This is a genomic window from Paenibacillus nanensis (assembly GCF_003583765.1).
Classification (GTDB): Bacteria; Bacillota; Bacilli; order Paenibacillales; family Paenibacillaceae; genus Pristimantibacillus; species Pristimantibacillus nanensis.
In genome coordinates this window covers 112,114-131,574 of sequence record NZ_QXQA01000017.1, presented here as the reverse complement: position 1 = coordinate 131,574, position 19,461 = coordinate 112,114, and the positions used below count along the sequence as shown (strand labels likewise).

At 52.1% G+C, this 19,461-nt stretch carries 18 protein-coding genes; 14 read left to right on the top strand and 4 right to left on the bottom strand.

All coding sequences use genetic code 11. From position 1 onward, the window contains the following. Positions 1–4 precede the first annotated feature (4 nt). The 13 genes from D3P08_RS22355 to D3P08_RS22295 all read left to right on the top strand — a co-directional run bounded on the left by D3P08_RS22355 (position 5) and on the right by D3P08_RS22295 (position 13,341). Positions 5–664 (top strand): class II aldolase/adducin family protein, encoded by a 660-nt coding sequence (locus D3P08_RS22355; protein WP_119602344.1) that lies wholly within the window; start codon positions 5–7, stop codon positions 662–664. A gap of 51 nt (positions 665–715) precedes the next feature. Next, entirely contained in the window at positions 716–2,209 is a 1,494-nt protein-coding gene (locus D3P08_RS22350) for a rhamnulokinase (protein WP_119602343.1), read from the top strand. 3 nt (positions 2,210–2,212) lie between these two features. Then, a complete protein-coding gene (fucU, locus tag D3P08_RS22345; protein WP_119602342.1) occupies positions 2,213–2,641 on the top strand; it encodes an L-fucose mutarotase in 429 nt (142 codons plus the stop codon). A 136-nt stretch (positions 2,642–2,777) separates the two neighbouring features. Continuing rightward, positions 2,778–2,993, top strand: coding sequence for an alpha/beta-type small acid-soluble spore protein (locus D3P08_RS22340; protein WP_119602341.1), 216 nt, complete (start codon positions 2,778–2,780; stop codon positions 2,991–2,993). A gap of 257 nt (positions 2,994–3,250) precedes the next feature. Then, the gene (locus D3P08_RS22335) at positions 3,251–3,763 is read left to right on the top strand and encodes an 8-oxo-dGTP diphosphatase (protein WP_119602340.1); all 513 of its coding nucleotides are present in this window, start codon (positions 3,251–3,253) and stop codon (positions 3,761–3,763) included. 31 nt (positions 3,764–3,794) lie between these two features. Further along, entirely contained in the window at positions 3,795–4,289 is a 495-nt protein-coding gene (locus D3P08_RS22330; protein ID WP_119602339.1) for a DUF6933 domain-containing protein, read from the top strand. A 382-nt stretch (positions 4,290–4,671) separates the two neighbouring features. Next, on the top strand, positions 4,672–6,741 hold the full coding sequence (locus D3P08_RS22325; RefSeq protein ID WP_119602338.1) for a bifunctional aldolase/short-chain dehydrogenase: 2,070 nt from the start codon (positions 4,672–4,674) through the stop codon (positions 6,739–6,741). A 30-nt stretch (positions 6,742–6,771) separates the two neighbouring features. Then, the gene (gene rhaA / locus D3P08_RS22320) at positions 6,772–8,034 is read left to right on the top strand and encodes an L-rhamnose isomerase (RefSeq protein WP_119602337.1); all 1,263 of its coding nucleotides are present in this window, start codon (positions 6,772–6,774) and stop codon (positions 8,032–8,034) included. 27 nt (positions 8,035–8,061) lie between these two features. Beyond that, the gene (gene rhaB / locus D3P08_RS22315; RefSeq protein WP_119602336.1) at positions 8,062–9,531 is read left to right on the top strand and encodes a rhamnulokinase; all 1,470 of its coding nucleotides are present in this window, start codon (positions 8,062–8,064) and stop codon (positions 9,529–9,531) included. Positions 9,532–9,556: 25 nt separating this feature from the next. After that, the gene (locus tag D3P08_RS22310; RefSeq protein WP_119602335.1) at positions 9,557–10,327 is read left to right on the top strand and encodes a DeoR/GlpR family DNA-binding transcription regulator; all 771 of its coding nucleotides are present in this window, start codon (positions 9,557–9,559) and stop codon (positions 10,325–10,327) included. Between the two features lie 42 nt (positions 10,328–10,369). Continuing rightward, positions 10,370–11,110 (top strand): (Fe-S)-binding protein, encoded by a 741-nt coding sequence (locus D3P08_RS22305; protein WP_119602334.1) that lies wholly within the window; start codon positions 10,370–10,372, stop codon positions 11,108–11,110. Beyond that, positions 11,097–12,626, top strand: a complete 1,530-nt coding sequence (locus tag D3P08_RS22300; RefSeq protein WP_240647709.1) for a LutB/LldF family L-lactate oxidation iron-sulfur protein — start codon at positions 11,097–11,099, stop codon at positions 12,624–12,626. Before D3P08_RS22305 ends, D3P08_RS22300 begins: the two co-directional genes overlap by 14 nt. After that, a complete protein-coding gene (locus tag D3P08_RS22295) occupies positions 12,613–13,341 on the top strand; it encodes a LutC/YkgG family protein (RefSeq protein WP_119602332.1) in 729 nt (242 codons plus the stop codon). Before D3P08_RS22300 ends, D3P08_RS22295 begins: the two co-directional genes overlap by 14 nt. 46 nt (positions 13,342–13,387) lie before the next feature. Here D3P08_RS22295 and D3P08_RS27425 read toward each other — a convergent pair whose 3' ends face one another. From D3P08_RS27425 to D3P08_RS22280, 4 genes are all read right to left on the bottom strand, one after another. Then, positions 13,388–13,549: a hypothetical protein gene (locus tag D3P08_RS27425; protein WP_162848571.1), complete on the bottom strand. Its 162-nt coding sequence runs from the start codon at positions 13,547–13,549 to the stop codon at positions 13,388–13,390. A gap of 99 nt (positions 13,550–13,648) precedes the next feature. Then, entirely contained in the window at positions 13,649–14,659 is a 1,011-nt protein-coding gene (locus D3P08_RS22290) for a sugar ABC transporter substrate-binding protein (RefSeq protein WP_119602331.1), read from the bottom strand. After that, positions 14,634–16,280 (bottom strand): response regulator, encoded by a 1,647-nt coding sequence (locus D3P08_RS22285; RefSeq protein WP_119602330.1) that lies wholly within the window; start codon positions 16,278–16,280, stop codon positions 14,634–14,636. Before D3P08_RS22285 ends, D3P08_RS22290 begins: the two co-directional genes overlap by 26 nt. Continuing rightward, complete coding sequence (locus D3P08_RS22280) at positions 16,277–18,076, bottom strand: sensor histidine kinase (RefSeq protein ID WP_119602329.1); 1,800 nt, start codon at positions 18,074–18,076, stop codon at positions 16,277–16,279. The genes D3P08_RS22285 and D3P08_RS22280 overlap by 4 nt, the downstream gene beginning before the upstream one ends. Positions 18,077–18,339: 263 nt before the next feature. Here D3P08_RS22280 and D3P08_RS22275 point away from each other — a divergent pair, with 263 nt between their 5' ends. Continuing rightward, positions 18,340–19,392, top strand: a complete 1,053-nt coding sequence (locus D3P08_RS22275) for an ABC transporter substrate-binding protein (RefSeq protein ID WP_119602328.1) — start codon at positions 18,340–18,342, stop codon at positions 19,390–19,392. Positions 19,393–19,461: the final 69 nt, after the last annotated feature.

The following is a 19,461-nucleotide window of genomic DNA, read 5'->3' as shown; positions in this document are numbered from 1 at the left end:
CACAATGAATGCGGCAGAAATTCGGAACGAGCTTTGCGAATACGCGAAAAAGACGGTTGCCAACCGTCTTGTCGTAGGACCTGGCGGCAACATCAGCGCGAGGGTCGGAGACAAGCTGTATTTATCCCCGAGCGGTTTTGCTTTGGATGAGATTAAGCCGGAGCAGTGGGTAGAGGTGGACATTCCATCAGGCGAGATAACGGACATCGGACTAAGGCCGTCTTCAGAGGTTTTAATGCATCTTTATGCATACCGGGCTAATCCGAGCATCGGGGCAATCGTCCATACCCATCCGCCATATTGCATCGCGTTTACTTTAGTCGAACAAGAGCTTCCGGTTATGTTCCCGGATCAGGCGGCGCTTGTCGGCACAACGGCCTACCTGCCCTATGTGCTGCCGACAACGGATAAGCTCGCGGATGCCGTGGTTACGAAAATAAACGAAGCGAGCACGATTCTGCTGGGTAACCATGGACTCGTAACGACCGGCCGCAATCTGCGAGAGGCTTATTACCGGACGGAGGTCGTGGAAGAGAGCGCAAAAATTTATTTAATCGCCAGCGCGATCCGGAAGCCCAAAGCGCTGACGAAGGAAGAGTACGAAGAGATTGCGTCGCTGGAGAGCGAAGCTTACCGGATCGAACTGCTTCAAAAAATGAAATAAACGAAAACCACAGCTAATAATCGTTAAGAGCGATCGAGAGGTGAGCCAAATATGCCGGACAAAGCTACGGTGCTCGCTTTCGACCTGGGCGCAAGCACCGGACGCGCGTTAATTGGGGAATGGACGGAAGAAGGCGGCAAGCCGAAGCTGTCCGTGACGGAAATTCACCGGTTTCCTAACGATCCGGTATGGGTCGGCAAGCATCTGCATTGGAACATCCTTCATCTTGTTCAAGAAATAAAAAACGGCATTCGCATCGCCTTCAAGCAGGGCTATAATCCGGAGACTTTCGGGATCGACACCTGGGGCGTCGATTTTGGATTATTGGACCGCAGCGGCGAGCTGCTAGGCAATCCTTATCATTACCGCGACCCTCAGACGGAAGGGTTGATCGAAGAGATCAATGCTGCCATCGGGCAAGAAGAGCTGTTTGCTCAGAGCGGACTGCAATTTATGCCGTTCAATACGATTTACCAATTAGCTGCGATGGTGAAAGCGAACTCGCCCAAGCTGGATGCCGCCGAAACGTTATTGCTTACGCCTGATTTGTTAGTTTATTTGCTGACAGGGCAGCGGAATTGCGAATTTACGATGGCGACGACGACCCAATTGCTTCATCCAGAGAGCCGCGCTTGGAATGTTGAGCTGATGGACCGGCTCCAGATTCCTTCACGTCTCTTCCTCCCGGTCTCGCAGCCGGGAGAGCAGATCGCTCCCTTATCGGCCGAGGTGTGCAGGGAGCTTGGCGTCCCGCCAATTCGCGCAATCGCTGTAGCGACGCATGATACGGAGTCGGCGGTCGTTGCCGTGCCGGCAAGCGAAGAGCCGTTCGTTTATCTCGTTTGCGGAACCTGGTCGCTTCTGGGAACGGAGCGGGAGGAGCCATTGCTGACTGTTGAAACGATGCAAAACGCGTTTTCGAACGAAGGCGGAGCAGGCGGAACCTATCAGCTGCTGAAAAACATTATGGGGCTTTGGATTTTGCAGGAATGCAAGCGGGAATGGGATGCCGGAGGCATGAGTCTATCGTACCCTGAACTCGTTGCCCGAGCAGAAGAGGCGGAACCGTTTCGCAGCTTGATTCATCCGGATGACCTGCGTTTTTATAGCGCCGGAGGTATGAAGGAGCGGATACAAGCCTATTGCATGGAAAGCGGTCAGCCCATTCCGCAAACGCCGGGAGAAATAACGCGCTGCATTCTTGAAAGCTTAGCTCTTCGCTACCGCCAGGCCGTCGAACAGCTGGAGGAGATGACAAGCGCATCGTTTAAAGGCTTGCACATGGTTGGCGGCGGGATTCAGAACCGGCTTTTATGCCAATTCACAGCGAACGCGTTAGGCCGGCCTGTCTGGGCAGGACCCGTCGAAGCCAGCGCCATTGGGAACATGCTTGTACAGTTGATCTCGCGAGGGCTTTGCAAAAACTTACCGGATGCACGTAAGCTCGTGGCCGATTCCTTCGACGTTTCCGTGTTTAAGCCGGAGCAGAAGGAGCGCTGGGAGCAAGCATATCGAACTTACCTCAGCATTGCGAAGGAGGCATAATCCATGTTAATCGGCATTCCAAAAATCCTTTCACCCGAGCTCGTCAAGACTCTGATGGAAATGGGCCACGGGGATGAAATCGTGTTTGCGGACGCAAATTTTCCGGCTGCAAGCCATGCCAAGCGGTTAATCCGTTGTGACGGACAAAGCATTCCCGCGCTGCTTGAAGCGGTTCTGCAGCATTTTCCGCTGGATCAATACGTGGCGAAACCAGCTGCGCTTATGCAGGTCGTGCCCGGTGATCAAGTGGAGACGCCGATTTGGGCCGTTTACCAAGAAATAATCGAACGCAAAACGGGGGTAACGGAGCCTTTTGAAGAGGTCGAACGCTTTGCGTTTTATGAACGGGCGAAGGAAGCGTACGCGATTGTCATCACGGGCGAGTCGGCGCTGTATGCGAATCTCATGCTGAAAAAGGGCGTCATTATATAAAGGTCATGCGAAAAAACCTTGAGAAATCAAGGTTTTTTTATTTTGTCGAAGGTTCTACATTTTTTTTGGTCCAAGCATGAATAAACATCATTTAACTGTATAAGCTAACATTACATCCAACAAAGGAGTGACTAACATGAGCAGAAGAAGAAGTTCAAATCAATTGGTTGTACCACAAGCTAGACAAGCCCTTGATCAATTCAAAGCGGAAGCAGCTTCCACACTAGGCGTTCCGTTCCAACCGGACGGTTACAATGGTAATCTGTCCACTCGCGACGCAGGTTCTATCGGTGGTTTCATCACAAAACGTTTGGTGCAAATCGCTGAGCAGCAAATCGGCGGAAGAATTTAGTTTCGCAAAAGCAGTTTAAAGCAGAACACGAAGCTCCTGCGCGCTCATGTGGCTACATGAGAAGGCGAGGAGCTTTCCTACAGCCGGACTGATAATATCGGGAGGATCCGAGGTTGGCAAACCTGGGGTTCTCCCTTTTTGCGTCCAACAATGGATCGTTTGATATAATGGATGCGTATTAAATGGAAATTATTGATCTTGCGATTCATCCTTAAAGAGCTGACCAGCATGAAACCAATTAGAAGCGAGGCGCCAAGATGACAAAAGAAGTACATTACAAGATCTTAACCTTATGTATGATTCAAGACGGCAATCAAATATTACTCATGAATCGCCCGAAAAAATTAGGTTTTCCAGGCTACATCGCTCCTGGAGGCAAAGTGGATTTTCCGGAAAGCATCGTTGATGGGGCAATTCGAGAAGTGAGAGAAGAAACGGGTTTGATCGTTAAAGAAATTAGATATAAGGGATTGAATGAATTTTGTGAGATAAATTCCGGACTTCGATATATGGTTTTTAACTATCTTGTTACCGCTTTCGAAGGACAATTACTGGAGAACCCTCCAGAAGGGGAATTACTGTGGGTCGATAAAGATCAAACAGATGCTCTGCCGATGCAAGATTGGTTTCGAAAGCGAATACCGCTTTTTTTCGAACCTGGAGTGTTTGAGCAATCTACCGTTTGGGACGAACTTCAGAATAAGGAACTAAATAAAACGGAGAAATATTATGTTGAAGGCCGATATGAAGGAGTCAGCTCATTCAGATAACGACATAACCAGTGAGAAAGGATCAATATAAATGATTATTCTAAGACTTACGAAAGATTTATTGAAAGACATGAAAATAACTCCAGTTGAAGATATTCATGAAGCTTCATTATTTAGCTGGCATGTTAATATTTATAACTTGAACAGACGAAAACAAATCGTCTTTGTGAATGATTTAACGAGACTAGCTATTATCATTGATGGGATAAGGACAGGGCAAATAGAACGATTGAAAGATAAATTCATGCTGACCCTTCGAGAATACTTGCTCCAAGAGGGAGTTCCTGAGAGTTGGATCGATACATATGCAGAGCATGGCGCAGAAATCGTTCTTTCAAAGACAAACAACCGAAGCGTACTTGGAACAATGAAGGAAGTTACGTGGTTTGTTGAAGATGAATTCATCAATAATATTGAACGATTGAAGTGGCGGAATAGAATCATATACAAACCGATCGATTACAAGGAGCCGATTGCCTTCTTTATAGAATCCATTAAGGATTTAAACGAAGGGGGACAAGAGTAAGATCATTATAAGGCTGGAAGGCTTTTTGTTATTATTTTTAGATTAGTTGATATCCTCTTTTATGAGGAATATACACTATGGAATTTTCCATCCTTTTACTCTTTCTCGTATTATTCCTTCTCATCTGGCTTAAGAAATACCAATCAAAGAAAAAATAAATTATTCAACATCTGATAGACCTAAGATCAAGTAATAAGAAATAACTAGAGCTTAAGCGGGCAGAACCATGTTCTGTCCGCTTTGTTGTGTCTGTTTCCGTTTTGTTTTGTTTTGTTTTCCTTAAATCCAGACATAAACAAAAATAATCAAAGACAAAACCAAATATCTATGCTATGATTTAAAAAAATAACAACAAATATGATAGTGAAAGGGAGACACGATCATGGTTCAAAGCTTATGGAATGCATCTGATGCTGCAAAAATCTCTTCCGGCGTAGAGGAGCTTGTGTACCGCTCCAATCTAATCGGAACCGACCGACGGGTATGTAACTGGGGCGGCGGCAACACGTCGATGAAGACGGTGGAGAAGGATTTCCGCGGCCGCGATATTGAAGTGATGTATGTAAAAGGCAGCGGCTCCGATCTGGCGACAATGAAAGCGAAAAACTTCACCGGCCTTCGCATGGAAGATATTCGCCCTTTGTTCGAGAGAGACGCCATGTCGGACGAGGAAATGGTCGCTTATCTCGCGAACTGCATGATCGACCAGAAGCATCCTCGAGCTTCCATCGAAACGCTCCTGCACGCGTTCCTGCCGTTTAAGCACGTTGATCATACGCATCCAGATGCGATTATTAGCCTGTGCTGCGCGCATAACGGCAAGGAGCTGGCGAAGGAAATTTTCGGCGACCGGTTCGTCTGGGTTCCGTATGTGCGTCCTGGTTTTACACTGTCCAAAATGATCGCGCAAGGCGTTCTGAACAATCCGAAGGCGGAATTGGTGCTGATGGAGAAGCACGGTCTTGTTACTTGGGGCGATACATCGGAAGCTTGCTACGCGAAGACGATCGCGATCATTAATGAGGCGGAAAGCTTTATCGAAGCTCGCGTGAAAGAAGACCAGCTGTTCGGCGGCGCGAAATACGCGAGTCTGCCTGCAGAGGAGCGCAAACAAATCGCGGCTAAAATTATGCCGGTTATCCGCGGTGCGGTAAGCGAGCAGAAGAAGATGATTCTGAGCTTCGACGATGCGGACGATGTGCTGCAATTCGTGAACGGTGAAAAATCGGCGGCGCTTTCCCAAGTCGGCGCGGCTTGTCCGGATCATTTGGTTCATACGAAAATGGTTCCTTTATATGTAGAATGGGATCCGGCATCGGGCTCGGTTGAGACGCTCATCCAAGCGGTGAAAGAAGGCGTTGAGCAATTTAAAGCTAATTACGCGGCTTACTTCGAACGGAATAAAAATGAAGGCGACGTGATGTTCGAGGCTGCGCCTCGGGTTATTCTCATCCCTGGCGTCGGCATGATCAATTCCGGCAAAAGCTGGGCAATGGCTCAGGTCAGCGGCGCGTTGTATCATCGCGCGATTGCCGTTATGCGCGGCGCGACGGCGCTCGGCGAATTCGTATCGCTCAGCGAGAACGAGTCCTATAATGTGGAATATTGGCCTCTTGAGCTTTATAAATTGACGCTTGCGCCTGCCGAAGCGGAGTTCTCCCGCAAGATTGCATTTATTACAGGCGGTGCCGGCGGCATCGGCAGCGAGACGGCAAGAAGACTCGTCAGCGAAGGCGCGCACGTCGTGCTTGCGGACCTTAATCTGGAAGGCGCGGAGAAGGTAGCGGCTGAAATTAACGAGAAGTACGGTGAAGGTCGCGCGGCTGCTGTGAAGATGGACGTGACTTCCGAGGAGCAAGTGCAGGCTGCTTACGACTTTGCGGCTCTTACTTACGGCGGCGTTGATATTATCGTGAACAATGCGGGCCTTGCAACATCAAGCCCATTCGACGAGACATCGCTTAAGGAATGGAACCTGAACATGAACGTTCTCGGAACGGGTTACTTCCTTGTCGCGCGCGAAGCGTTCAAGCTGATGAAGACACAAGGAATCGGCGGCGCAATGGTGTTCGTCGGCTCGAAAAACTCGATCTACGCGGGCAAAAACGCGACTGCTTACAGCTCGGCGAAAGCGCTTGAGGTTCATCTGGCTCGCTGTATCGCGGCGGAAGGCGGCGAATTCGGCATTCGCGTCAATTCGATTTTGCCGGACGCTATTTTGCAGGGCTCCGCAATCTGGAACGGCAGCTGGCGCAACGAACGCGCAGCGGCATACGGCATCGAGCCGGATCAACTGGAAGAATATTATCGCAAGAGAACGACGCTGCTCGTGAACATTTATCCGAAGGACATTGCCGAAGGCATCGCGTTTTTCGCATCCTCGAAGTCAGAGAAGACGACAGGCTGCATGCTGACGATTGACGGCGGCGTACCTGCGGCGTTTACGCGCTAATGGCCTAAATAACGGAGGAGGGATTCGCGAATGGATCAGCAGATCGCGCAAAACTATGAGCAAGCGAAACAGATGTATGCACAGCACGGCATCGACGTGGATAAGGTGCTGGAGCGGCTGGCCGGGATCAAAATCTCCATGCATTGCTGGCAAGGCGATGACGTGCGCGGTTTTTTGTTCCGCGATCAGGATTTAAGCGGAGGCATCTCCGTAACGGGCAACTACCCAGGTGCCGCGAGAACGCCGGAGGAGCTGCGGGCCGATTTGGAAAAGGCGTTTTCGATGATTCCGGGCAAGCATAAAGTGAATCTGCACGCGATCTACGCCGACACCGACGAGAAGGTTGATTTGGACCAGCTCGAGCCGAAGCATTTTCAGAAATGGGTGGACTGGGCGAAGGAGCAAGGGCTGGGACTCGACTTTAACCCAACCTGCTTCTCGCATGACAAGTCGAAGGACGGCTTTACGCTCAGCCATTCGGATACGGAGATCCGCCGGTTCTGGATCGACCATTGCAAGGCGTCGCGCAAAATCGGCGCGTATTTCGGGGAGCAGCTTGGCCAAACCTGCGTTACGAACGTTTGGGTTCCGGACGGCTACAAGGATGTGCCTGCCGACCGCATGGCGCCAAGACGCCGGCTGAAGGAAGCGCTTGACGAAGTGTTCGCGGAGGAGCTGAATCCGGAGCATAACCTCGATGCGGTGGAGAGCAAGCTGTTCGGTCTTGGATCGGAAGCGTATGTTGTAGGCTCTCATGAATTTTATATGGGTTACGGCATTCAAAATAATAAGCTAATCTGTCTTGATGCGGGGCATTTCCATCCGACGGAGATGATTTCGAATAAATTCTCGGCCTTGGCGCTGTTCACTTCCGGCTTGCTGCTGCATGTCAGCCGTCCTATGCGCTGGGACAGCGACCATGTCGTCGTCATGGACGATGAGCTTCTCGATATCGGCAGAGAGCTCGTCCGTAACGATCTGCTCGATATGACCCATATCGGCCTCGACTTCTTCGATGGCAGCATTAACCGCGTCGCGGCATGGGTAATCGGCACGCGCAATACGCAGAAGGCGCTGCTCCGCGCGATGCTGGAGCCGGTCGAGGCTTTGAAGCAAGCCGAGCTGGAAGGCGACTATACGACGAGACTGGCGCTGACCGAAGAGTTTAAGACGTATCCGTTCGGGGCGGTATGGGATTATTACTGCGCGAAGTCCGGGGTGCCGGTGCGCGAGCAGTGGCTGGCGGAAGTAAAGGAATACGAGAAGAACGTATTGCTGAAGCGCGGGCAGTAAGAGCTCCGATATAAGGTGGTGCTATAGATGAATATTCTCGCATTCGACTTAGGGGCAAGCAGCGGCAGAGCGCTGCTTGGCCGTCTTGTCGACGGAAAGCTCACCGTGGAAGAAATTCACCGGTTTCCGAATGATCCCGTACAGGCCGGAGAGACGCTGTACTGGGATATTCTCAGGCTATTACATGAAATCAAGCAGGGACTTCTCAAAGCGCATCAGCTGGGCTATAAGCCGGAGAGCATGGCGATCGATTCCTGGGCGGTCGATTTTGGTCTTGTCGGTCCCAATGGGGAGCTGCTTGGCAATCCGGTGCATTACCGGGACCGGCGCACGGAAGGTTTGATGGAGGAAGTGTTCCAGACGGTTCCGCAATCGGAGGTTTTTGGGCGGACGGGGATTCAGTTTCTTCCTTTTAATACGCTTTATCAGCTGTTCGCCTTGAAGAAGGAAGCTTCCGTGTCTCTGCGCGAGGCGGATTCATTTCTAATGATTCCGGATTTGCTTCGTTACTTCCTGACCGGAGAGAGGAAGAACGAATTCAGCAACGCCACGACGACGCAATTCTATAATCCAACCAAGAACGCTTGGGATAACGGGCTACTGGAGCAGTTAGGCATCCCTCATCATTTATTGAAGGAGATCGTTATGCCGGGCACGATCGTCGGCAAGCTGCAGCCATCGGTGTGCAAGGAGCTCGGCATTCCTTCGATCCCCGTAGTTGCGGTGGCGGAACACGACACGGGCTCTGCGGTGGCCGCCGTTCCGTCAGTCGATAAAGATTTTGCGTATTTAAGCTGCGGAACGTGGTCGCTGCTTGGCACGGAAGTGGCTGAGCCGGTTTTAACGGAAGAAGCGCTTGCGATGAATTTTACGAACGAGGGCGGCGTAGACGGCACCTACCGGCTGCTTAAAAACATTATGGGCCTATGGATCGTGCAGGAATGCCGCAGAGCTTGGGAGAAGACCGGTCATTCCTATAAATTCGAGGAATTGGTCGAAGAGGCGAATCAGGCGCCTGCTTTCCGAAGCTTTATCGATCCGGACGATCCGGTCTTTATGCCGCCTGGCGATATGCCGATGCGCATTCAGGATTACTGCAGGGCCACGGGACAGCCGATACCAGAGAGCCCTGGAGCAATCATTCGTTGTGTTCTCGAAAGCCTGGCTTTAAAATACAAGTATGTTTTGGCATGTACGGAGCAGCTTTCCGGCAAAAGCTTCAAGGGACTGCACATGGTTGGAGGCGGCATCAACAATAAGCTGCTCTGCCAGTTCACGGCGAACGCCCTTGGGCGTCCTGTCTGGGCAGGTCCTGTGGAAGGCAGCGCGATCGGCAACCTGCTTGTTCAGTATATCGCGCTTGGCGCTATTCAAAATATTTGGGAAGCCCGGTCGATTGTACGGGATTCCTTCCCGCTGGATGTCTATGAGCCGGAGGCTGCGGAAGCTTGGTCGGCGGCCTATACAAGATGGTCGAACCTATTGAAATTGCAATAGATAAAGAGAAAGAGGAGGATGCCAGATGCTGGTCGCACAGCGATATGAAATGATCGTTCGCTTGGTTAACGAACGGGGCAGCATGCGAGTATCGGAATTAAGCGAGCTGTGTGATGTGACGGAGGAGACGATACGCCGCGATTTGGACCGGCTTGAACAAGCGGGACGGCTTCGCAGAAGCCATGGAGGCGCGGTCAGCGTAAAGGATCAGCAGCAGCTTGAGGTGCCATACGCGGAGCGCGAGGTGATGCATGCGGAAGAGAAGCGGAGGATCGCTCGGTTAGCCGTCAGCATCATAGAGCCGGGGGACCGGATCATTCTGGACGCGAGCACGACGGCCTGGTATATGGCAGCTATTCTTCCGGATATTGAGATTACTGTCTTAACGAATTCGATTCGCGTAGCGACCGAGTTAAGCGGGAAGGAGCGGATTCAGGTCGTGTCGACCGGCGGAAATCTCGCGCACCGTTCTTTGTCTTATGTGGGGCCGCTGGCGGAACGTTCGCTCGATACGTATTTTGTCCATAAAGCGTTTATTTCCTGCAAGGGCGTACACCTCGATCGAGGAATAAGCGAGTCCAATGAGCAGCAAGGTTTAGTGAAAAAGAAAATGATTGAAATATCGGACAAAGTCTATTTGCTTGCCGACTCCAGCAAGTTCGGCGTACAGTCCTTCACGCAAGTGGCGGCGTTAAACCAGGTTCACGAGCTTATTACGGACCAGCATGCCGACCATGATTTTGTACAGCGGGTGAAGGAGATCGGAGTGAACGTTTCAATCGCCGAAGCACAGTAGAACACGATGATCATTTCAAGTGTAAGCGGGTGAATGAAACCGATGAAAGTGTCATTATTTATTACTTGTTTAAGCGACAGCTTGTATCCGAAGGTCGGCGAATCGATGGCTAGGCTTCTGGCTAGATACGGAGTCGAGCTTCACTTTCCGCGAACGCAGACCTGCTGCGGGCAGCCTGCCTTCAACAGCGGCTATTGGGATGAAGCGAAAGCGTCGGCCAGGACGCTGCTTGATGCGTTGGACGACAGCGACTTTGTCATTTCCCCCTCGGGCTCTTGCACGGGGATGATCCAGCATTACTATCCGAAGCTCTTCGAGCATGATCCGGATATGCTGCAGAAGGCAAAGCGGCTGGGCGAAAAAACGTATGAATTTACGCAGTTCCTTGTTCAAGTATTAGGCGTAGAGGATGTTGGCGCCGTGTTTCCGCACAAGGCCACCTATCATCCATCCTGTCACGGCAGCCGGCTGTTAGGGATTAAAAGCGAGCCGATGCGTCTGATGAGCAACGTGAAGCAAATGGAGCTAGTGCCGCTTCCGTTCGCGGAGGACTGCTGCGGTTTCGGCGGCACGTTTGCGATTAAGATGTGCGATATATCCGGGGCCATGGTAACGGAGAAGGTGGACCATGTGCTGGAGACGGAAGCCGAGGTTCTAATCGGCCTCGATATGGGATGCTTGATGAACATTGCGGGCAATCTGTCTTACCGCGGCAAGCCGGTGCGTGTGATGCATCTGGCGGAAGTGCTGTATGAGGGGGTGCTCGCGAGTGAGCGGAGCTAGTCATGAGGGAACGTCGCCTTCTACGGTGAAGGAAAGAGCGGAAATCGCGCTCAATAACGAGTTCCTGCGTAAAGCGGTTAAGTTTACGACGGAACGCTTAAGAACCGGCAAAAAATCAGCTTCCGAGGAGCACGGCAACTGGGATTTGTGGCGCGAGAGGGGGCGGCAAATCCGGCTCCATACGATCGCGCATTTGGACTATTACTTATCGCAATTTATTGAAAATGCAAGAGCGAACGGCGTTCATGTTCATTTTGCCGCTACGAGCGAGGAAGCGGTCGAACTCACGATGGCAATCGCCAAGGAAGCGGGCGCGCGTTCGGTCGTCAAATCGAAATCAATGGTTTCGGAGGAGCTTCACATCAATGCGGCTCTAGAGAAAGCGGGCATTGAATCCGTGGAGACGGACCTCGGCGAATATATTATTCAGCTAGCAGGCGAAGCGCCTTCCCATATTATCATTCCGGCGATTCATAAAAACCGTTATCAAATTGCGGAATTGCTCTCCAAGGAAGCCGGCAAGGAGCTTCCTCCCGACACGTCCATTCTTGCGGGATTTGTGCGCCGCAAGCTTAGAGAGAAGTTTCTTGAAGCGGACATCGGGATGACCGGTTGTAACTTCGCGATTGCCGAGACCGGCTCCATCGTGCTGTTCGAGAATGAAGGCAACGCGCGCATGGTCAGCACCGTTCCGAAAACGCAGATCACGCTGATGGGCATGGAGCGTATCATTCCGACCTGGGATGATCTTGAAGTGATGTCGACTCTTCTGCCTCGTTCCGCGACGGGACAGAAGCTGACGGTTTATATGTCGGGTATTACAGGCCCTAGGCGTCCGCTTGACGGTGACGGACCGGAAGAAATGCATATCATTATCGTGGATAACGGCCGTTCCCTGCAGCTTGGCGATCCTGAATTCCAGGAGCTGCTTAATTGCATACGCTGCGGCGCATGCTTGAACGCATGTCCGGTATACCGGCAGATCGGCGGGCACGCGTATGGCGGAACCTACAGCGGACCGATCGGCGCGGTGCTCACCCCGTCCTTGAACAAAAACATCATGGAGTGGGATGATATCGCGAACGCATCCAGCTTATGCGGCGCCTGCTACGAGGCGTGCCCGGTCAAAATTCCGCTTCACGATATGCTGGTCTATCTCCGCAACCGTAAGGTTAAGAACGGGAAGCGGATGATGCTCGAATCGGCCGGCATGAAGGGCTTTAAGCTCGTAATGGGCAACCATAAGCTCTATGAATCGGCGGTGAAAATCGGACGCGCCGGACAAGTGCTGGTGAAGCGCGAAGGCAAAATTAAAGCGAAAATCGGCCCGTTAAAGGGCTGGAATTCGTACCGGCATCTGTCCGCGTTACCGAAGCAAAGCTTCAGAGAAGCTTGGCAGGAGCTGGAGAAGGATCTAAAGCAGGAGATGCGCGAGATGACCGCTGAGACGAAGCAGCGTATGGAACAGGCGCTTAAGACGCGTAAGGGAGGCGGGAACAGCCATGAGCAGCACTGAGCATGAGGCCTTCCTGCGCGATTTGCGAGAGAAATCCTTGCGTCAGCAGGAGCAGTTTATCGGGAATATCAAGCAGCGGTTGGGCCGAAGCGGCCAAGGCGGCGAGCCGCCGGCGCACCCGTTCAAGGGCGCTCCTGATTTCTGGCAGGAGTTTGAACTGAAGCAGGACGAACGGGTTAACCTTTTTATGGACAATTGGAAGAAGGCCGGGGGCCACGCCGTTCAACTGAGAACGATGGAGGAAGCGAAGCGGTTTATCGTGCAGCTCTCCAAGGATTTAAGCGCGAAGCAGCTTCTTATTCAAAACCAAGAAGAGCTCCACGCTATGGAGCTGGATCGTTCCTTGAACGGCGCGGAAGTGAGCGTCTGGCACCAGCAGCAGGGGCTTTCCGTTGCCGCAGGAGCGGATATCGGGGTAGTGGTCGTCGATTATGCGGCAGCCTACACGGGGTCCATTATCGTGACGTCATCGCCGGATAAAGGCCGCTCGGTGAGCTTGCTCCCAACGGTAATGATCGCCATTATTCCGGCAGAACGTTTGTATACGAGAGTTGGCCAGGTGCTGGCTCATTTTAACGGTTCGATCCGCGAGCAAATGCCGGCGGGCATTCACTTCATCTCCGGACCGAGCCGATCGGCGGATATCGAGAATGATCTTACGATTGGCGTACATGGTCCCGGAATCGTGTATGCGCTTGTAGTGACAAATGAATAATCGCGCAGAATGCCTGGAGTCGATCGGATCGATTCCAGGCATTTTTTTACGTTTCGTTTGCGGAGCTCCTATCTCTCTTACCTTTGAGTTCTTCATGACAATCGAAGCAGCTAATCGTCTTATCCTCGTTCACAATCCCGTTTAGAAAGCCGTCATGGCAATAAATTTCCCGGCCGCAGACGGAACAGCTTCCCACAAGTTCCTTCATAAGTGTACGCCTCCCCCCACATTTTCAGCTTATTTTTGCGCTGCTAAAAAAGTTTCGGACATGGATCTTATCATCCCGCCTTGTAAATGGGCTAGCCGGTTAACGACTGGTCGGAGCTAGAGACCGAGAAATATCCGGGAACGAATCGACGGTTTCACGGATAAGCACGCGGGACCCGGTATCCACCCAATCTGGCAAAGGCTTCTTTTGCACGGCCGTCATTAGGCTTTGGATAATCGCGTGTCCCCACTCCTGCTCATTTTGCGAAACGACGGAAGTCATCTGTCCGTTCAGGATGGCTTCTTTAATTTCGGTCTGCATGCCGAAGGCGATCACATCCCGGTCCAAGCCCATCGCTTTCCATACGAGAATGGAGGAGGAGGCTGACCATAAATCTAATGACACAAAAGCGTCGAAATGCGGGTGGCTGTCGATCATGGTCTCCAGGTCGGCCAATGCTTGGCTCTCGCTTCCGCTGTTATAGCGAATATCGAGCACTTGGATGTCCGTGTTCGAATCGATATACTGCAGCATGCCGTCGAGGCGCTGCTTTTGTGCCGGCATGTCGGCGAAACCGTGTTCTACCAGCACCATTCCTCTGCCTTTGAGCAGCTCGCCAAGGGCTTTGCCGACAAGCTTGCCGCCTTCGGCATGGTCAGCGCCAATATAGGAAAGACGCTTGCTGCCAGGCGAATCCGTCTCGAAGCAGATGACGGGAATACCGGCATCGATCGCCCGGTCGATGACAGGCCCCAGCGCTTCTCCATCGACGGGGCTGACGGCAATCCCATCCACACGCTGCTTGATCATCTGCTCCATCATGCGGATCTGCTGCTCCAGATTGACTTCATCCGGCGCCTTCACGATCAGACTGATACCTAGCGGGTCAGCGGATTCTTCTGTCAGCTGCGTAATCATTTCGTAGAAAGGATGCGCCATCGGATACAGAATGCCGAACGTCAGGAGCGTATCTTCCTTTTCCGTCTCGGGGGAAGGAGCATGAAGCTTACGTTCTTCTGCAGGTTCATTCATGCATCCGCCGGCCATGAGTAAGGCAACGAGCGTCAGTAGGGCGGGAAGCCACTTACCCGTGATTGCAGGCAGCTTCATAGCCGTCTCCCTTCAGCTCGAGCGCGAGCCCGCCGTTTTTCCGGAATTGCTTCGTCGTCATGCCCGTTACCCGCTTGAATAAATTTGAGAAATAATGCGCGTCGTTATAACCGACCTTAAAAGCGACTTCGTAGGATTTCGCATGTGTTGTGAGCAGCAGCTCCATCGCTTTCTGAATCCGGGTCTGCGTCAAATATTCGATGAACGTCCTGCCGGTTTCTTGACTGAACACCTTGCTCAGGTGACTGGGACTAAGCCGGACATATTCGGAGGCGCTTTGCAGAGAAATGTAGTCTTTATCATAATTGTCGGCGATGTAATCCTTCACCTTCGCAATCAGCTCGCCATATTTGTCCGCGCCTTCCGCTCTCCACCTCCAATATTGTTCGATAAGACAGATCAAATACTTGCAAGCGTCCTCGTGCGTCCGAACGGAGCCGATATCCGCTTGGAACCGTTCCAGCACCTCTTCGAGCGAACCGACATTACGGAACGTTTCATTGGCGCTTTGCAGAACTTCAATGGTTAAGTCATTTAAAAGGTAATAACCAAGAGGGGAGACGGCCCAATCATTCCTGCCCATTCCGGACACATACGCCTTAACGAACGACTCCGCTTCCGCAGGCGTCCCGAGCTTCAAGAAATCTTTGAATTTCGAGCGGTCGAGGAAAGCGGTCGGATCAAGCGGCATTTGTGCCGTGCTTCTCATTTCCTGACGGTTCTGCCGGGTCAGCCGATGCCAATGCATATCCTCCTCGGCATCCAGATAGGAGAGGTGGATGCCTTGCAGCCGGTCGTGCACGCTGCCGATTCCAATGGCCGGGTTCAAGCAGCCGGGACTATCCGCCTGCTCACGCAGCTCGCGGAAGGGCCGAAGCCGCTCCTCGATCTGACCCGGCGAATCCCCCTTTAATATCCAAACGGTCTCTGTGCGGCTGCGCTTAAATGAGAGCAGATCGCCGGTAAGGGGGACGAGTTCTACGGCCGTCTTTGCGGCAGTAGAGTCAGCCATGCCGCGGATTTCATCATCCCCGTACATGTGACAAGCGGGGTCACGCGCATCCGAGATGACGACGGCATAATAAGGAGACATCAGCTGAAGCGATATTGCCGAGCTTAGGTGAATCGCCTCCGAGGTTGTCAGAAAGCCGCAGCACAGATCGCTGAGCAGCTTTTCCCTAGTTACTGTGTCTTTACCCGATTCGTGCCGCAGCTGGTTCCGGAGCTTCTCCTTCTCCAGCCGCTCCTCATCGATTATACGGCTGACTCCTCGCAGCAGCTCGATCAAGGTTGCGGCGCTAACGGGCTTCAAGCAATAATCCTCAACGCCAAGCCGCAGGGCCGAACGGGCATACTCGAATTCGCCGTGCCCGCTTAATATCACGATCTTGATGTCCGGCATCCGCTTGCGTACGACGGCGCTAAGCTCGAGACCGTCCATGAACGGCATCATAATATCGGTAATTAGAATATCAGGCTGCAGCTGCTCGATCAGCTGCAAGGCGATCTCCCCGTCCGGTGCGTCGCCTACGAACTGAAATCCTTCCTTCTCCCATGGAATACATTCCTTAACCGTTTCGCGAATGAGAATTTCGTCATCCACCAGCATCACTTTTTTCATGGGGATTGCTCCTCTCTCATCGGTATTCGAATGACAACCTTCGTGCCGGCTCCTTCCGCACTGTCGATCGTCACGCCGTATTGCTCGCCATAATATAGGCTGATGCGCTGCTGAACATTATGCAGGCCGAAGCCGCCGGATACTTCCTTGCCGGTTTCCTCCGGGAGCTGCTGAAGCTGCAGGTTGCGCCTCAGCGCTTCCAGCTTCTCCGGCGGCATGCCCGCGCCATTGTCTTCGACGGCGAGCAGAATATCCCTCTCCGGCGTCGCGCAGCCGGTAATGCGAATCAGCCCTTTGCCGCGCCTGTTTTTAATGCCGTGATAGATCGCGTTTTCAACGATGGGCTGAAGCGTCATTTTTAAGATGGAGTAGTGGCTGAGACAAGAATCAATGTCGATCTCATAATCGAGAATGTCGCGATATCGCATTTGCTGAATGACTAAGTAGCTGTGGACATGCTCCAGCTCCTTCCCGACGCTGATCCAGTCGCGTCCTTTGCTGAGGGAAATCCGGAATAGCTTAGACAACGATTCGACGAGCAGGATCACTTGCTGATTGCGGCCGGATTCCGCCATCCACACGATGGAATCCAGCGTGTTATAGAGAAAATGAGGGTTGATCTGAGCCTGCAGCGCTCGCAGCTCGGCTTTTTTCATCTCCTCTTGCTCTTTAATGCTTTGGTCCAGAAGTGCCCTAATTTTTCCAAGCATTATATTGAAGCTGTTGCTCAAATTTGCGATTTCGTCCTTGCCGGTAGTGATCACCTTCGCCTCCAAATAGCCGGAGGCCGCCAGCTGCATTTTGTTTTTCAACAGCTGGACGGGCCGGGTCAGCCGCGAGGATATAAAGAAATGGAGCGTAATGGCAAATACGATGCTTAAAATGACGCTGATAATGATCATCTGACGGATGGAATTCGCTTCCTCCACAATTTCCTGCAGCGGCACATAGCCGATAATGTGCCAGCTGGTTCGGGGGGACTCCGCAGCGAAAATAAATTTCGGTTTTCCATTCGACGAATCGACAAATTGGCGTTCCGGATGCTGAATCACGTTCAACGCGCCGGGCAGCTGATCGGCAAGTCTGCTGCTTGGGGAGAAGATTGGTTTGCCCTCGGCATCGGCGACATAGAAAAAACCCGTTTTGCCTAAAGTCGTTTCATCGATGGAGCGCTTGACGACCGAGTCGTCGATGTCAATGACAATAAAGCCGATGACTTCATGCGTGATGCGCTGCTTGACAGCGGTCATAATGGAGATGACATTCGAATCCTCGTATTGAAAGCCGTCAAGCCGGTCAAGCGGCGACGATTCCGATGGCGGAATGTTCAATATTTGATCAGGATGATTGGTCAAATAGGCGAAGTGCGGGTTGCGAAGCGGATTTTTATCCAGCTGGAAGACGCCGCGCCGCTCGCTGATTCCTCTTCCGTACAAATTAATAACCGATATATTGAGAACGCTTTCGTCATTATACGTATCGAGGTAAGAATCCATCGTCCTTAATATTTCTTTCGCGTCGGCATAGGTGTCGTTCTGGGAAAACAGAAAGTGAAGGACGCGGGGGTCGTTGCCTAGCTCCAGCAGCTTGCCGGTATCCTCGAACAGCAGGTCAATGTCTCTAGCCAGCTGTTCGCCAACGATCATCGAGGACGCTTTGCTGTTGCCGAACACGGTTTTGAACGATTTTTGATACGAGACAAGGCCGACTGCAATTAACGGCACGCATGTCAAGATGATAAACATTGCGAGCAGCTTAGCCCGCAGGCTTGAGGCAATCCAATCGAACAGTTTCATAGGCTCTGCTTGACCTTTCAATGAAGAAATGTGTCATGCCCTTACTATATCAAAATCGTACGTTCAAGGATATGGAAGCGCAAACATTCGCAAAAAAACACAACAAACGCACAAAAAAGCGAACAAATCGGGACGGTGGTATCGAAAACGCATAAAAATTTACAACGATTACGCATGAATCTCCGTATAAGCGCCGATTGTAAGCGGTCTATAATCGAGTCAAACCAATAGAGTTGGTTACTTATAGGGGAGGAATGAAAAACATGAAAGCTACAAAAAAGAAAGGGCTGGCGATGCTTGCTTCCGTCATGCTGCTGTTCTCCGCCGCATGCGGGGGCAACAACGGAGGAACGAATACGCCGGCTAACAACAATGGCGGAGCGTCGACCGCGCCGACCACTGAGACATCGGCGTCCCCGGCGCCGGAGCAGACGGACAAACAAATTACGCTCGGCTTCTCGCAGGTCGGAGCGGAGAGCGGTTGGAGAACGGCCAATACGCAGTCGATCCAGGATTCGGCGAAGGAAGCCGGCATCGAGCTGAAGTTTTCCGACGCCCAGCAGAAGCAAGAGAATCAGATTAAAGCGATCCGTACGTTCATCCAGCAAAAAGTCGACGTGATCGCTTTCTCGCCGGTTGTGGAATCCGGTTGGGACACGGTGCTGAAGGAAGCGAAGGACGCCGGCATTCCGGTTATTTTGACGGACCGTGCGGTAGATTCCTCGGACACTTCACTCTATGAAACGTTTATCGGCTCCGACTTCGTTGAGGAGGGGCGCCGCGCTGGCACATGGCTGGTCGAGCAGTACAAGGACGCTAGCGAAGATATCAACATTGTCGAGCTGCAGGGCACGACAGGCTCCGCTCCGGCGAACGACCGTATGGCGGGCTTTGCCGAAGTGATCGCATCGAATCCGAAGCTCAAAATCATCGCTTCGCAAACCGGCGATTTCACGCGCGCCAAAGGCAAAGAGGTCATGCAGGCGTTCCTGAAAGCGCATGAGGACATCGACGTGTTGTACGCGCATAACGACGATATGGCGCTTGGCGCGATTCAGGCGATCGAAGCGGCGGGTCTCAAGCCGGGTGTAGACATTAAAATTATATCGGTCGACGGCGTGAAGGACGGCTTCATTGCGGCGAGCGAAGGCAAAATCAATTTTATCGTCGAGTGCAACCCACTTCTGGGGCCTCAGCTGATGCAAGCGGTTAAGGATGTCGTCGAAGGCAAAGAAATTCCGAAGCGGATCGTAACGGAGGAAGGCGTATTCACGTCCGAGGATGCGAAGCGCGAGCTGCCGAACCGCAAATATTAATCGCCGAATCTAAAAAAGCCGCATCCCGGCTCCGCGCCGGGACGGCTTTTCTTCAAAAGAGAGAGGAGC

Excerpts from the sequence above, each read along its gene's own strand:
- D3P08_RS22330 (WP_119602339.1), top strand. The coding sequence starts at position 3,795 with ATGATTATTCTAAGACTTACGAAAGATTTATTGAAAGACATGAAAATA.
- D3P08_RS22350 (WP_119602343.1), top strand. The coding sequence starts at position 716 with ATGCCGGACAAAGCTACGGTGCTCGCTTTCGACCTGGGCGCAAGCACC.
- D3P08_RS22340 (WP_119602341.1), top strand. The coding sequence starts at position 2,778 with ATGAGCAGAAGAAGAAGTTCAAATCAATTGGTTGTACCACAAGCTAGA.
- D3P08_RS22295 (WP_119602332.1), top strand. The coding sequence starts at position 12,613 with ATGAGCAGCACTGAGCATGAGGCCTTCCTGCGCGATTTGCGAGAGAAA.
- fucU (WP_119602342.1), top strand. The coding sequence starts at position 2,213 with ATGTTAATCGGCATTCCAAAAATCCTTTCACCCGAGCTCGTCAAGACT.
- D3P08_RS22305 (WP_119602334.1), top strand. The coding sequence starts at position 10,370 with ATGAAAGTGTCATTATTTATTACTTGTTTAAGCGACAGCTTGTATCCG.
- D3P08_RS22335 (WP_119602340.1), top strand. The coding sequence starts at position 3,251 with ATGACAAAAGAAGTACATTACAAGATCTTAACCTTATGTATGATTCAA.
- D3P08_RS22325 (WP_119602338.1), top strand. The coding sequence starts at position 4,672 with ATGGTTCAAAGCTTATGGAATGCATCTGATGCTGCAAAAATCTCTTCC.
- D3P08_RS27425 (WP_162848571.1), bottom strand. The coding sequence starts at position 13,549 with ATGAAGGAACTTGTGGGAAGCTGTTCCGTCTGCGGCCGGGAAATTTAT.
- D3P08_RS22285 (WP_119602330.1), bottom strand. The coding sequence starts at position 16,280 with ATGAAAAAAGTGATGCTGGTGGATGACGAAATTCTCATTCGCGAAACG.
- D3P08_RS22275 (WP_119602328.1), top strand. The coding sequence starts at position 18,340 with ATGAAAGCTACAAAAAAGAAAGGGCTGGCGATGCTTGCTTCCGTCATG.
- D3P08_RS22290 (WP_119602331.1), bottom strand. The coding sequence starts at position 14,659 with ATGAAGCTGCCTGCAATCACGGGTAAGTGGCTTCCCGCCCTACTGACG.
- D3P08_RS22310 (WP_119602335.1), top strand. The coding sequence starts at position 9,557 with ATGCTGGTCGCACAGCGATATGAAATGATCGTTCGCTTGGTTAACGAA.
- rhaA (WP_119602337.1), top strand. The coding sequence starts at position 6,772 with ATGGATCAGCAGATCGCGCAAAACTATGAGCAAGCGAAACAGATGTAT.
- D3P08_RS22280 (WP_119602329.1), bottom strand. The coding sequence starts at position 18,076 with ATGAAACTGTTCGATTGGATTGCCTCAAGCCTGCGGGCTAAGCTGCTC.
- D3P08_RS22355 (WP_119602344.1), top strand. The coding sequence starts at position 5 with ATGAATGCGGCAGAAATTCGGAACGAGCTTTGCGAATACGCGAAAAAG.
- rhaB (WP_119602336.1), top strand. The coding sequence starts at position 8,062 with ATGAATATTCTCGCATTCGACTTAGGGGCAAGCAGCGGCAGAGCGCTG.